Source organism: Protofrankia sp. Cj5, assembly GCF_917627405.1.
Taxonomy (GTDB): domain Bacteria; phylum Actinomycetota; class Actinomycetes; order Frankiales; family Frankiaceae; genus Protofrankia.
The window spans coordinates 38991-52174 of record NZ_CAKJTO010000024.1; the positions used below are offsets into that span (position 1 = coordinate 38991).

A 13184-nucleotide genomic window follows, 5' to 3' on the forward strand; every position below is an offset into this window, starting at 1 on the left:
CGGGAAAGTGCTCAGTGCCCCTCCCCCCAGGCCGAGAAACAGTCCCGGATCGCCTGCTCGGCCGGGCGGCCGATGAACGACTCATGGCGATCCCGGGACGAGTCGACCGCTGCCGGATCAATATGGAAATCCACCCGCCACCAGTAGAGACCGGCCAAGGCCCGCGCCCGCGCCACCCGGCAGGCCGCGATGAACCAGCGCTGCTGGAGTTCCGGAACCGCCGGCGTACCGTCGATCTGCGGATTGGCCGGATGCCGGTAGATGCCGGCCTGCGCGGCGGCCCCCACCTCATACAGCATCACCTGCGGCATGGGGCCCGGCGCCCGTTGACCCAGCCAGCTGTCCCAGGCGGTGGTCAGCTCGGCCACCGAAGCGGTGTCACCCAACGGAAGCTCCGGGTAGGCGTCCACACCAACGCGATCCACCGGCATCCGGGCACGGGTGTGCGTGAAGACGTCCCAGTTGAATGCGTAGCCGATCTCGCCGGTGAACACCGTCCGGGTATAGGCGGCCAACTTCTCCCAGCGCGGGTCACCCTCCAGTGAGTTGAGTTCGGTGCCGAGTACAACCGCGTTGATGTGGTGTTGTTCAGCAAGAGCCAGGTAAGGCGCGAGAAAACCGCGGTAGGAGGCGAACCAGGCATCCCTGCTGACCGGGTTGAGCGTACCCCGCCAATCCCGCGGGTTGGCCGCGACCAGCGACTTCTCATCGAGGGTCGGGCGCAGGGTGACCCGTAGCCCCGCCCGCGCCGCCTCGTCCAGAAGAATACCGAGCCGTTCCGGTGCCGGCGTGCCCCGGGCGCCGTGCACCGTGCTGGAGCGGACCGTGTCCGTGAAGAAGGGAAAGGACACGCTTATCGCGTTGGCATCCAGGTCGACGACGTAGTCGGTGACCCGCTGCGCCTTGAAGGCGATCATCTGCGCGGATTCATCGGGATTATCGTCCCAATAAACCTGCACGCCGAGCTCAGGCCGGCCTGGCCGCCAGGGAAAGGAGATCCGAGGCCCCGGGGCGGCGGCTGGAACGCCCGTGTTCCCGGCCGTGCGCTCCTGGCCGGCCGGCCGGAACGAGGGCGTACGATCGGCCGGTGCGGATGCGCAGCCAGGCACCGCGGTGAGCCCGAGCAATATGACAAGCAGCGCTCCCGCCGAGCGCGCCTTACCAGCGACGGTCACATCGGCTTCGCGATCACAGTGAAGGTTGATTCGCCGTTGCGCAGAAAACGCACCAGCCCCCGGAATACCGCCACCGCCTCCAGCAGGGAGAACACCGGTATGAGGAACAGCAGGCAGGGAAGCTCCCACCGCAGCCGCCGGAGCCGCTCGGAGGCCAGCGCGTTGATCTTCATTCCCTCCCAGTACAACCAGACGCTGTAAGCCATGTTCAGTGCCCATATCGGCAGGACCACAGCGCTGGCCGGCGAGGTGTCGGTGTCACCGAGAAGAGCACCGACCAATATGATCAAACCAAGATGCTGAATAGGCCCGGAGGCCCATATCACCACATTGTGCAGTAAGAGTAACCGGCGGCGCAGCGGGATGGTGCGCTTGGCCGAAAGCATGAACAAGCCCCAGGCCCAACGTTCGCGCTGGCGAATGAAGTCGGCGACAGTCGCCGGTGAGGCACCGTAGGAACGGCCGGGGAACCAGTCGCTGCGCCGGGGATACCGATCGCAGAAACGCAACGCGAATTCAGCGTCCTCGACAATGGACTGCGGGCCGAAGTCCCAACCGATCTCGGCCTCGACCGAGGCTCGCACCAGTAGCAGTTCCCCGTGGAGCCCGGCGCGCGGCATACCACGGCCGGTGGTGGCCGCGAACATACTGATGTCGCAACCGGGGCGAACGGCGTCAGCCAGCCACAGCAGCGGGTTCACCGCGTGTTCCCGCGGGTAGCTGAGAACGCCTTGGGCGAGATGCCGCGCGTTCTCCCCGGCCAGCCACTGTGCGTTGATGAAGCGGGCCACCGCCTCGGCGGTGTCGGGGCCGACGCCGGTGTCGTCATCCATGTGCAGCACCCACACGTCGCTACGGGCCTCGCCCTCGGCGCCGCGGAGCTCGTTGACGTAGTGATTTGCTCGGGCTTTGAAACGGGTCCCGTTGGGCGTGCGGTAATCACGCGGCACGGTGACAATACGGATCCACCGGCTTCCCGCGGCCATCGTGACGATCTGTTCGCGGGCCTCGCAGCCCTCCTCGATGACCACGTCCACGCGCAGGTTCGGGAAGTAGGCCGGCAGATAGCGGCAGAACGAGCTGACCACCCGGGCCAGCGCTGGATAGGTGTCATGCCGGCCGATGGTGGGGACGACCACCACCAGCAGATCGTGCACCAGGGCCGCGGTGGGCGGCAGTCCGCGGTCCCGCCGGATCCGGGCCATCGCCAGCAGGCCGCCTGACAGGCCCAGGATGGTGCCTGTGACGGGCAACGTCCAGACCACAGTGGCGACGCCACCGAGGAAACCGAAAGCGGGGTCGCGTTCCCAGGTCCACCAGCCGAAGACAGAAAAGATCAAAAAGACGAACAGGAACACACCGAAACCAGGCCGCCATGTCCCTTGCCGCTCCCGTGGCCGGACCAGCGGAGCCGTTTCGGGCTCGGCGGGGTGCGTCCATAACGGGGATTCCCGGTACATGGCCAGCTGATCAATTGTCGTCACCTGGCTCCCCCGGACGTGAGACCAATCACGGTCTTTGGAGAATACGCCCCTTAGGCCGGACACGCCGGATTGGCCTCCACCCCAGCCGTGAACAGCCGTCGCGGTAGTCGTCCTGGCACCCCGTTACCGGGGATGACCCCCAGCCGAACCATGTCCAAAATGCCCAACCGACGGACACATTCGTCCGGCGTGGCCCGCAAGAAGTGTTGCGGTAGTTGACGGATAGACCACCCGAAGACCATCATAGTCAGAATATTGTGTATCGTCCGCATTACGGCCGGTAAGGAGCCAGAAGTGGTCTCCGTCGCCGTCGAACCGCTCAACCGCGTCCGTCCAGGCCCGATAGATCGCGTCACGGGCGGTCTCGTCGGCTCTCCATCCGAACTCCTCGAGCACCGCCGGCTTCTTCGCCGTACGAGCGTCACGGATATGGTCATAAATCCACCGGATGCCCCATTCGGGGGGCATATCTCCCCACTGCTGGGGATAAAGGTGAAACGTGCCGTAGTCGACCGCGGGCAACGCGATGAGCCGCTGCCAGACCACACCATCGTGATCGGAATATGGGTAGCACGGCTCATGGGCACGGCCATAGAAGCCCTCATCACCGACCGCGACCAGCTGGTGGGGAGCCAGCTCCTTGACGTAACGGCTCATCTCATCCGCCCAGGCGAGCAATGTGTCACCGGATGTGTCGGACGGGCAGCGGGGCTCGTTGGCCAGCTCCCATGTCATGATCGTCGGATCGGAACAGTACCGCATCCCGGTGTACCGGTTCCGCCGGCCGATCACATGTCGTACCCAGCTCCGATAGCAGTTCTTGATGTCACGGCGCCGGAAGAAGTCGTCATGCTCGGCGGAGAACCAGGTGGCGTACTGCGGGATCCCGCCAAAGTCAGGCCAGTTGTTCGTCAGCACGATCACCAGGCGAAGCCCAAGCTGACCAGCCCTGAAGACGGCGTGGTCCAAGGGCTCGAAACCATCCTCGTCATAGCTGAAGGGCGCCGGCTGTAGCACGGTGCCGTCGGCGGGAGCGCCATCGAGGAAACCCCAGCAGCGCACCACCCGCAGCCCGATCAAGCTGGCGTCCGTGAGCACGCTGTCAGCCATGTGATGGTTCTTGTAGTGGAGATAGTAGTTGTTGGTGCCGGCAAACCGGAACCGCCGGCCACCGATGGCGAAACCACCGCGGCTCACGGTGACGAAGGCACGGGGGGCGTATCCGCCGGGCGGAGGTCCTGATCGCGAAGACGGTCCGTCATGGCCCGTCACCATCCGCCATCGCCCTTTGTAGCTTCCTGAGATTGTGCCAGGAGGGTGGTCCCAGCTGGCCCCGGCGCGGTGCCGGTGCCGGTGCCGTGAGCGCAGGTCCATGCGCACCTGATCCGGGTGGGGATACGCCCGCCGGCCTCGAAGGCGTTGCCAGCCTCAACGGCGTCGCCGGCCTCAAAGCCGACCTCGAAGGCATCGAGGCGCCGCCATTCGCCGCCACCGATGCGGTCAGGTCCGATGATTCCGACGGTACGGCCGGCCACGGCGGTTCCCGCCGCACGGATGAGAGGCCAGAGATGCCCGGCAGGGTCAGGGTGGCCATACGGCAACCGTGGCCGGTGGCGGGCTGGTGCCGCTGGCCACGGTCCATAAAGGATGCGGACGGCCTCGGGAAACCGCAGACTTCCATGGAGGGACAGCGGCATCGGATCCGCTGGCACCAGCCTCAGCCGGGCGGCGTCGGCCATGCTCTTCGGAGCTGGACGGACATTGGCTGACGACATCGATGACCTCTCCGACGGCACCGGAACGGGGACGAAAACCATGGTGGACGATCGTCAGGGTGGCCGCCCGCGGACCCCCGACGGGTGTGCCGCGGAGTCACCTTCGTGAGAATGACTGGGCGCACCTCCGCGCAGGCACGCTCCGACGGTCACCAGCCGTGGCGGTTGCGCTGGCGCCGGCAGTGGCCGAACGCCGCTGACATCCGCCGGATCGGCTCCGAGCCGGACTACCGTTTCACCCTGGCCAACGAGCGGACGTTTCTCGCCTGGATCCGCACCGCGCTGGCGCTGCTGGCGGGCGGTATCGCGGTCGTGCAGGTCGTGCCGGACTTCGGCTTCCCGGGCAGCCGCCGCGTCCTCGGCATCACGCTCGTCGTCACAAGCATTGTGCTCTCCGCGACCAGCTACCGGCACTGGGCGGAGGTGGAGCGCGCCCTGCGGCTCGGGCAGCCGCTGCCTCCGTCCCCGTTTCCCCGCCTGCTCGGTATCGTGATCACAGTAGTAAGCCTGATCGTTCTGGCGTCCCTCTTGTACAACTCAGGAGGTGACGCCCGGTGACCAGGCCCAGACTCGGGCACCCCAGCGAGATCCCCGACCCGGGGCTGCAGAGCGAGCGCACCTACCTCGCTTGGCAGCGCACCGGCCTGTCCTTCGCCGCCGTCGGCGTGTTCCTCGTGCACGAGAGCGGTCACGTGGGCCATCCGAAGCATCTGGAACAGCTGAGCCACCTGGCTGTCGTACTACCCGGGATTCTCGGGCTGGCCACCGGAGCATTGATCATGCTGCGTGGGCTCCTGCGCTACCGGCAGGCGGCCACCGCGGCGCTGACGGGCGCCGACGGCATGTCGGCACCCACAGCCGTTGCCGCGCTGGCCGCCGTCGCGACCCTGGTCGCCGTCGGGGGGTTCCTCATCCTGCTGGCAGGTGCTTTTTAGCGGCCTTTCGGGCACCAGCGTGCCGTCAAGGTGTTCAGGTGTTCAGGTGTTCCGAGGTGCCAGTGCCATCAGGTGAAACGCCGCTGGCCATGCCCCTCACCTGCCGTCGCCTCGGTACGCGCGTGGGTGCGGGTGGCTTCGGTGACCGCGGGGACGCCGAAGCCGGTAGAGAGAAACATGTCCACAGTAGCAAGATCACGTCGGGCGCCCCGCATCCGGGCCGCCATGCAGATCTTCGTCAATCCGGTAGCCAGAGCCGCAAGAGCAACCCAGAGAACCAGCAGGGTAAGGGAGCTCTTCGGGTAGCCGACAGCCCAGAAAGCGACCCCGATCTCGAACATGCCGACAATCAGCGGCATCCACCACTGCGCGGCCCCACGAAGGTCCGCGACTTCCGCCCCAGGACTGTCCGCGGCGCGAAGATCGGAATGTCGAAAATCGGCACCGCGGAGCTCGGCACGGCGCGCGACGAAAGCGTTCACGACATCGAAGATTCCCTTGCCCAGCAGATACCAGGCCACGATTCGAGCCACTACCGCGAAGGTCGGATCAGGCCAAACCAGCGCGACCACACCACCAGCGGCAAAAAGCACCGCGAGCAGGGCGTGCGACCAACGCCAGCCCCGTGCCGTCGCGGTCGTGGCGAGCAGCTCGCTCGCCACACTGACAAACAGGACGACACCGAGCAATACCGCGATGGACCGTTCGGTTGTCAGCTCGAACTGAAGTATCGCCAGGGCGAACAAAGACCAGGCGATCCCCACAGCCAGAACAAACCACCATGAAACGGCTCCAGCGCGTTCGCCGTCCCGGTGAGCCGGTGCTGTTGCGGCGCTCACGACATCTCTCCCATCGTCCGGTCTGGCCGATACCGGTGGGCGACGAACGGCACTGCGGCCTTGCTCGCCGTTCGTCGCCCCCGCTGTCGTCCGCCGCGGGGTCACTTCCGTCCTTATATAACCCATTTACACCCAGGTACGCGCGGCGGACGACGGGTCGACTGGCCCGGAACTCATCACCCTTTCGTGGCCCACGCGCCGTGATGCCCTTGTCCGGGCATCTCATGCCTGTCGCGACAAAAAATCATGAAGAGTCCGTGCCCACAACCAGCCTGTGCCCACAACCGCCGCCGGACGGAGGGCAGCCCGCCAGACCTGCCGGCCGACAGCGCAATCTCCGTCGACCGCGGCGGGAAGGCCGTCGTCTTGCCAGCCGCGGAAGCCGCCGGCAAGACGACGGCGCGTATGTGGCCATATACAGCTGGATATGACCGCATGAGGCCGGATGTACCGTGGGGCAGGCGCCCGTCACCCTTGCGCAGGCTTCCCGATAGCCCGCATAACCGCCGCCGGCAACCTTCCACAGCACGTCCCGGGCTCAATGAAACTCCGCTCCGCAACCAGCCTGAGTCTTTACGCCGGCACGCCAACGTCAAGCACGCCAACGTCAAGCATTGCCTGCGACCTCGCGCTCATACCGGTCCCACACCCGGTCCGGAATTGCTATGGCCACGTAGTAGGGCAGCCGCCAGTGTCGCAGCAGGGGCAGCCACCCCTGGTATTCTTCCTCCCGAATGGCAGCCACCTCGTCCGCAATCTTCTGGCGGTATGCCGCACACGCCTCGTGGCAGGCGTAGCTCGCTTCCTCGCGAGCTTGCCGCATCGTAGTGACCTTGGCGGCGGCGATCCGCTCAGGTGTGCGAGTCCACCACTTGCGGTCGGGGTTGAGCAGGCTCCCATTACTCATTGCCCTTCTCCTCCGGCGGTGCCGTCTCCGGAGCTCATGTTGTCCAGCTCGACCTCATCGAGGAGTCCTCCCGTTTCTGGATATGACTTGGACTACACTGTGACGATGCGCGGTACGCACCCACCCGATGCCGCGATTCCGCTAACTGTTTACGCAACACGATCTTGGATGACGGCCCGCTCCAGCTTCTATTTTTCAGTCATTCCGGGCACTCTCGGCGACAGCTTCACGACACTTTGAATTTCATTCATAAATCTTAGTCAAATGATTTTGATCATCAAATTTCCAGCAATCGAAAAACCGTTAAAAATCTTGTAAAAACAGCCAGATTGTTTAAGCAACATTCACCGCCAGTCCAATTTTCGCCGCGCTCCGATATATCAACATACGTAAAATCTTTTACATTTCTTTCACGGCCTGTTCCGAATTTTTGGCTCGGACGGCGAGTCACGTCCAGATGATTCCTGGCAAGACGGCAGGCCGAACCGATACGGATGAGTTCTATCCGTTTAGAGCACGCATCTGACCGTGATCAAAGGATCAAAGTGGGGTCCCGCGCGAACTCCTTGATCCAAATCATCGAGGCGCGCAGATAAGAGCGCCCGGCAATAGCGGAGTGGATCAAGGAGCGGGGCTGGGGTGCGTGCATCGCGAGGCGGCGGAGGCAGGCACCGGAGGTGGTGGGTGGCGACTGATGAGCCGGGGTACCCGTGCATCGCGCGGCGATGGACGGGGAGCGATGGACGGGGAGCGATGACGCGAGGTGCGTGCCCCAACCCCGCGACACGCCCCCTGTTGCCGGGCGCTCTAAAGGCCAGCAAGATAGCCGCCCGAGGTCTTGTCACTGTCGGTCAGGCACCGAACTCCCTCGGCATCTCTCGCCGCTGTCCGCCTGTCCGGAACCGCCAGACCGCTCCCTCGAACTGTGCCCGCAGCCGCCGCGGGTACGGCCCTAACCTGCCGATCGGCAGGTTAGGGCTCGATGGACTCCCACTCCTGGTCTGTCAGTTGCGTCTGTGCCATACACGGCGACCTACCCAGCCGGAGTGTCCGTCCAAGAGTGAACCCGTCCAACATCATCGAGCCACGCCACCAACAAATCAGGATCAACCACAACAGGGATAATCATAAATCCATCACACGTAAACAACGTGTGATGGAACTCCTCACCGTCGAGTCACCCCTAACCCGCGCGGAGATCGCCGCTCGCCTTTCCTTGGGCGACCGGCAGGTCAGCTACGAGCTGACCAAGCTGATCACCGAGGGACTGGTCACCAGAACGACCGCGGCCTACAGCGACCCTAATGCCGCATACCGCCTCGCGAACCCACCGGTATGAGTTCCACACCGCTTCGGTTGCCGGCCGGCCTGATCAAGGGCCGCTACGACGTGGTGGACCAACGTCGGATGACGTAGTCCCGGATCTGCTGGATGAGGAGCTGCACAGAACTGAAGCTCCCGCGGCGAATCAACATGGACAGAACTACGGAGCGTCGCGAACTACCGGGTTCTACCGGCCCGCCTGCCCAGCGCGGTAGTGCCACGTCGATCGGTCAACCCAGTGCGGCCGGTACGTACCAAAAATGCGAGACGGTCGTGGGAGTGCGACCCGTGGAAAGATCGCTGGACTCGTGACTCGCGCCCGCAGGAAGAGGATCGGTGACATCGAGGGGCCTGGCCCGCCGCGGACCGCGCGCTGTTCGCGCTGGTGGACGTGGCCCGTGCGCACGCCCAGCGCCGCGACCGCGGGGGCGCCATCGCCGCGCTTCTGGAGGCCGAGCGCATCGCACCCAAGCAGATCCGAGACCAGCCACAAGTCCTGGTCCTGGTCCTGGTCCGAGACCTGCTCCAAGACCCTGGCGGATGTCTACTGACATCCAGCAGTGCAGGCCGCAGCCTCGGGACCATCCACCGATGTCTACGGATGTCCATCCCCGTTGCAGTCCGTCATGGCCCCTGGCGGGGCCACCCGGGACAGGATGGAACACGACAGGGGGCTTGGTTGTCCGACAACATCGGGCTACTTCCGACTCAGTACAACTACAGTTCGGAACCGCTTTGGACGCAGGTAACGGAACGTGAGGAGCTTCCCGACCAGGCGACCAGGCGTCCCGCGCGGCGCAGCCACGGTGCCGAACCGACCAGCGCTCTCCGGACCGCGTCGGCACGAGTGGAAGAGCGTGTGTGCTGTTGTGACGGGGACGGTGTCCGGTTGTCGCCGGTAGACTGGGTGCGTGACCGCAGCGTACGACTACGAGGATATGCACCACCTGGTGGACAGGCTTTCACTGGCCCAGGTGCGGCATCTGCGTGTGCTGGTCGAGTCCGACCCGGAGCTCTCGCCGCTGGTGGGGGCGGAAGAAAGGGAGGATACCCCGGTCCGGCAAGGGCTCCTGTCGTTCATCGGGAGTATGGAGTCCGGGCGTGGTGATTTGTCGGAGCGGCACAATGAAATCATCCGGGAAGGCTTGAGCTTTCCTGGATGAATACGCTTCTCGATACGGGGCCTCTGGTTGCCGCGGCTGACCGGTCCGACAAGAATCATGTGGTGTGCTCCGAGTTGCTGGGGAAACTCGCGCGTGGGAAGGGCAGGCTGCTGGTGCCCTCTCCGGTCGTCGTGGAGGTCTGCTGGCTGGTCGAGAAGTTCCGCGGCCCCGAAGCCGAGGCAGATTTTCTCGAACTGGTTTCCGCTGGGGAACTTGAGCTTGTCGAGATCACTCAGGCTGACGTCCGGCGGATGGCCGAGTTCGTGCGCCGGTATGCGGACTTCCCGTTGGGTGTGGTCGACGCTGCGGTGATTACCCTTGCCGAGCGGCTCGGTGTTCGCCAGGTGGCGACGCTCGACCGGAGGCACTTCTCAGTGGTCCGGCCCCAGCATGTGGAAGCGTTCACGCTCGTGCCGTAGCAGCTCGGGATCGTTCCGGTGGGGCCGTGCGCTGGTCGGCCTATAAAGATTTCGGGTGCTTCAGCGGCTGCGCGGGGCGACCGTCTACCAGTGGACTAAGAGAAAAGAGCGGTTTGTCTGCCGATGCCCATGGACGTCCACCGTGTCGACCTGACCTGGGCGCACCGTCCGCCGGTATTCGCGCTTGTCCGCCGACGTCCGCCGGCTTGGGTCCAGCAACGGGTACACCGGGACAAATCGGGTGGCGTTCGAGTGTCCTGCTTGTTGCCGGGGACAATGCAGGGCAGTGGAACGCCTGGTACGCCGAAGCGATCCCGCTTGCGGAGCAGCGCTACAAGACCTACCTGGTGGAACGCGGCGGGGAAGACGCGGTTGCTGCCGGCCGCCAAGAGCTCCTCGCGGTCGCGGTGGGTCATCGGCTTGCTGAGGTGCGCCGGGAGCGGGGTCTGACGCAGGCGCAGGTCGCGGAGCGGATGGGTGTGACCAAGGGACGGATTTCGCAGATCGAGCAGGGTTCGCTGTCCGGTCAGGATGCGGTTGCTCGCTACGCCGCTGCGCTTGGCGGCCGGCTGCACCAGGCGATCTACTTCGATGACGGGGATATCGCCGCGATCGCATGAGCGACAGTGATGACCGGTGGCCTGGATCTGCTGGCACGGGCTGACTGGAAAACTCAACGTGAGGTGGGCAGGCTCACGCCCACCAGGGCACTTGGCCGCTGGCGCGCGGGAAGGCGGCGGTTCGGGTGTGGCTGTCAGCCGGCCCTTCTGTAGACGAGCGGTACGCGGATGCGTGCCCGGATCCGCGTGGCCCCTGGTGCGCGGCCATCAGGCCACGAGGAGCTCAGGCCGCGGCGAGCATCGAGGCGGCCTAATGGCCCGTGGATGGCCCATGGCCCGATCGTGATCTTCTAGAAAGATCTTTGCCCCTGGTCGGAAGGCGGCTCTGACCAGGGGCGGAAGGGGATGGAGCGGGCGACGGGAATCGAACCCGCGTTGCAAGCTTGGGAAACCTGTGCCGCGGCTGCCGCTGACCTGCGCCCAAGTGCCCCGCCCAGGTCAGCGGTAGTCCGGTTCTCGCCGCAGGACACCGATCGGAGCACATGCTGACCGTTGCTACTGGCACGCGAATGGCACGGAACAAGATCGTTGCCTACGTTCGGCGGCATGTCGACCCCGTGCCCGCAACCACCAACCATCTGATCCGTAGGCACGAATCACCCCTTATCTTGCAGGGATCGCCTAATTCCGGCCGTCCACCGGTGTCCGTGGACGTCCGGTTTCGCCGACCTGCGGGGGTTGGGGCGGGCCGCCCGGGTCGTTCCCGTAGTCTTATTGCCACCATGCACTGATACGGGGGTGGTTGTGGTGAGCTGGCCAGGGTGGGGCTGGCGGACGGTGGCCGCAGGCGTGTCGGCGGTGGTAGGGGTCGCCACCGGTGTAGCGACCAACGTGGTAACGGATCAGCCGAGTGTGCCGTGGTTGTCGGGCTTCGGTGTGCTCGTCGTGCTGCTGGTCGCGTTGCAGGTGTGGCTGACCGTGTCGGAGGGGGGCCGGGTGGGGCGGCGGATGGGGGCGGGTTCGGCCTATGTGGGCGGGTCATCGACGGCTCCGATCACGACGGACGTGTCTGGGGTGCGGCGGGCGACGGGCGCGTCGGCGGGGTCGGGTGAAGTGATGGGTCCTGGTGCGGTCGTGGTGGACGGGGATTCGGGCGGGCAGATCCGTACCCGGGTCAGGGACGTCGAGGAACGGTAGGTAGGGATGCCACGACGGCGCGACGAGCCGTCCTCAGTGGGATCCGGAGCGGTCTACGTAGGCGGAGACACCTCCGCTCCGGTCACGACGACCTACACCTATGTGGACGTGCAGTATGCGCCGCCCCCGCCGGGTCCTAGTGCCGTGTCAGGGGGCGCTCGACGGGTCTTTCTGAGCCACACCGGGGAACTACGTAAGTTCCCAACCGGTTATTCTTTTGTGACAGCTGTGGAGCGTGGTGTATCGCGGGCGGGTGACGCCGTGGTTGATATGGAGTACTTTACCGCCCAAGACTCGTTGCCGGCTAACTATTGCGTTGAACGAGTCAAGAATTGTGAAGTTTACCTAGCTATTGTTGGTTTCCGCTACGGCTCACCTGTATGCGAACAACCGCAACTTTCATATACTGAATTAGAATTCAATACTGCGAGCCAAGTCGGAATTCCTCGTCTAATCTTTATGCTTGACGAAGATGCCCAGGTACCGTATCGCCTCTTCCATGACAATGCATATGGCGAACGGCAGATCGCGTTTCGTGCACGCCTAAAAGATTCGGGCTTAATTGTTGCAACGTTTTCCGCGGCAGCGGAACTTGAGAATCTCGCTTACCAGGCATTGACAGAGCTTAAGCGCAGGTCGCAACCGGAAACAGAGCGCAGGTCTACCGAAGGCGCTCAGTCTACAGAGAGATCCTTTTCGGATGAATCTACCGCTGGGTCCGGTGTTCGATACACCAAGACCGTAGCGCCAGACGGCACAGTAACCCATACAGTAGACTTCGCCGATCAAGAGTTTGCCGGACGGTGGCTGGCGCGAGAGTTTAGAGAAGAAGGTGGAACGAGTGGGTGATAATCGAGAGGAGCAGCTAGAGACTGAGCTCATGGAATTGTTGAAGGGCGACCAAATCGGAACCCGTTCCAGTGGTACCGCAGATTGGCTACTATCATTGGGTCGTTCAGGGGTTGACGCTTACCGTCGTTTTGCTGCGACTAACAATGTGGCCGATATAGATAGGGCTGTGCTTCTATTTGAAAAAGCGACTGTACTGCTTGACTCTGGCAGTATAAACAGTGCCATACTATTCTTAAATCTTGGATCGGCATTTTACCGTCGTTTTGTGGTCACCGGCAACCTGGATGATATAGAGCATGCCGCTAGCGCATTTCGTCAATCTGCCAGTCACCTCACGATCGACAGTCCTGTTTCTCTTCGGGTTTCGGAGAAGCTAACTGTGTCGCTTGTCAACATTGGAGACATGCTGGGGGCGTGCGCACTTGAAGAGCGCGTACTTTTTTTCCGTCGGCGGCTGGCCGAGGCGGACCCGTCGAACAGCCAGTCTCAGCGTGATCTTTCGGTCTCCTATGAGCGCCTCGCTGAGCTCACAGCGGGACAGGAAGATCTAGGAGG

At 64.1% G+C, this 13184-nt stretch carries 14 protein-coding genes and 3 pseudogenes; 10 read left to right on the forward strand and 7 right to left on the reverse strand.

All coding sequences use genetic code 11. The features are described 5' to 3' along the window. Positions 1-11: 11 nt before the first annotated feature. From MJ777_RS07760 to MJ777_RS07775, 4 genes are all read right to left on the reverse strand, one after another. The gene (locus MJ777_RS07760) at positions 12-1175 is read right to left on the reverse strand and encodes a hypothetical protein (protein ID WP_239374573.1); all 1164 of its coding nucleotides are present in this window, start codon (positions 1173-1175) and stop codon (positions 12-14) included. Then, the gene (locus tag MJ777_RS07765) at positions 1172-2659 is read right to left on the reverse strand and encodes a glycosyltransferase family 2 protein (protein ID WP_239313116.1); all 1488 of its coding nucleotides are present in this window, start codon (positions 2657-2659) and stop codon (positions 1172-1174) included. Before MJ777_RS07765 ends, MJ777_RS07760 begins: the two co-directional genes overlap by 4 nt. Positions 2660-2782: 123 nt before the next feature. Then, positions 2783-3856: a cellulase family glycosylhydrolase gene (locus MJ777_RS07770; RefSeq protein ID WP_239313114.1), complete on the reverse strand. Its 1074-nt coding sequence runs from the start codon at positions 3854-3856 to the stop codon at positions 2783-2785. A gap of 71 nt (positions 3857-3927) precedes the next feature. Then, the gene (locus MJ777_RS07775) at positions 3928-4194 is read right to left on the reverse strand and encodes a hypothetical protein (protein ID WP_239374576.1); all 267 of its coding nucleotides are present in this window, start codon (positions 4192-4194) and stop codon (positions 3928-3930) included. A 351-nt stretch (positions 4195-4545) separates the two neighbouring features. Here MJ777_RS07775 and MJ777_RS07780 point away from each other — a divergent pair, with 351 nt between their 5' ends. Together MJ777_RS07780 and MJ777_RS07785 are read left to right on the forward strand one after the other, a co-directional pair. Next, positions 4546-4992 (forward strand): YidH family protein, encoded by a 447-nt coding sequence (locus MJ777_RS07780; RefSeq protein WP_239313120.1) that lies wholly within the window; start codon positions 4546-4548, stop codon positions 4990-4992. Beyond that, positions 4989-5369: a DUF202 domain-containing protein gene (locus MJ777_RS07785; RefSeq protein ID WP_239374579.1), complete on the forward strand. Its 381-nt coding sequence runs from the start codon at positions 4989-4991 to the stop codon at positions 5367-5369. The genes MJ777_RS07780 and MJ777_RS07785 overlap by 4 nt, the downstream gene beginning before the upstream one ends. 68 nt (positions 5370-5437) lie before the next feature. Here the strand turns inward: MJ777_RS07785 and MJ777_RS07790 are convergent, their stop codons facing one another. From MJ777_RS07790 to MJ777_RS07800, 3 genes and pseudogenes are all read right to left on the reverse strand, one after another. Then, the gene (locus tag MJ777_RS07790; RefSeq protein WP_239374582.1) at positions 5438-6208 is read right to left on the reverse strand and encodes an HdeD family acid-resistance protein; all 771 of its coding nucleotides are present in this window, start codon (positions 6206-6208) and stop codon (positions 5438-5440) included. Positions 6209-6815: 607 nt separating this feature from the next. Next, positions 6816-7115, reverse strand: a complete 300-nt coding sequence (locus MJ777_RS07795; protein ID WP_239329820.1) for a hypothetical protein — start codon at positions 7113-7115, stop codon at positions 6816-6818. An 857-nt stretch (positions 7116-7972) separates the two neighbouring features. Beyond that, positions 7973-8138, reverse strand: a pseudogene (locus tag MJ777_RS07800) (transposase); the annotation flags it as partial. A gap of 133 nt (positions 8139-8271) precedes the next feature. Between MJ777_RS07800 and MJ777_RS07805 the strand changes: the two are divergent. The 8 genes and pseudogenes from MJ777_RS07805 to MJ777_RS07835 all read left to right on the forward strand — a co-directional run. Then, positions 8272-8454, forward strand: coding sequence for a winged helix DNA-binding protein (locus tag MJ777_RS07805; protein ID WP_239374585.1), 183 nt, complete (start codon positions 8272-8274; stop codon positions 8452-8454). A gap of 895 nt (positions 8455-9349) precedes the next feature. Continuing rightward, the gene (locus MJ777_RS07810; protein ID WP_239329801.1) at positions 9350-9601 is read left to right on the forward strand and encodes a hypothetical protein; all 252 of its coding nucleotides are present in this window, start codon (positions 9350-9352) and stop codon (positions 9599-9601) included. After that, positions 9598-10020, forward strand: a complete 423-nt coding sequence (locus MJ777_RS07815) for a type II toxin-antitoxin system VapC family toxin (protein WP_239329768.1) — start codon at positions 9598-9600, stop codon at positions 10018-10020. Before MJ777_RS07810 ends, MJ777_RS07815 begins: the two co-directional genes overlap by 4 nt. Before the next feature lie 242 nt (positions 10021-10262). Beyond that, positions 10263-10388: pseudogene (locus MJ777_RS23040) on the forward strand (DNA-binding protein); the annotation flags it as partial. After that, a complete protein-coding gene (locus tag MJ777_RS07820) occupies positions 10365-10640 on the forward strand; it encodes a helix-turn-helix domain-containing protein (RefSeq protein ID WP_370652671.1) in 276 nt (91 codons plus the stop codon). The pseudogene MJ777_RS23040 and the gene MJ777_RS07820, both read left to right, overlap by 24 nt. Before the next feature lie 747 nt (positions 10641-11387). Beyond that, the gene (locus tag MJ777_RS07825) at positions 11388-11777 is read left to right on the forward strand and encodes a hypothetical protein (protein WP_239374591.1); all 390 of its coding nucleotides are present in this window, start codon (positions 11388-11390) and stop codon (positions 11775-11777) included. Positions 11778-11783: 6 nt separating this feature from the next. Next, positions 11784-12626, forward strand: a complete 843-nt coding sequence (locus MJ777_RS07830; RefSeq protein WP_255724010.1) for a DUF4062 domain-containing protein — start codon at positions 11784-11786, stop codon at positions 12624-12626. Positions 12627-12657: 31 nt separating this feature from the next. Beyond that, positions 12658-13184, forward strand: a pseudogene (locus MJ777_RS07835) (hypothetical protein); the annotation flags it as partial.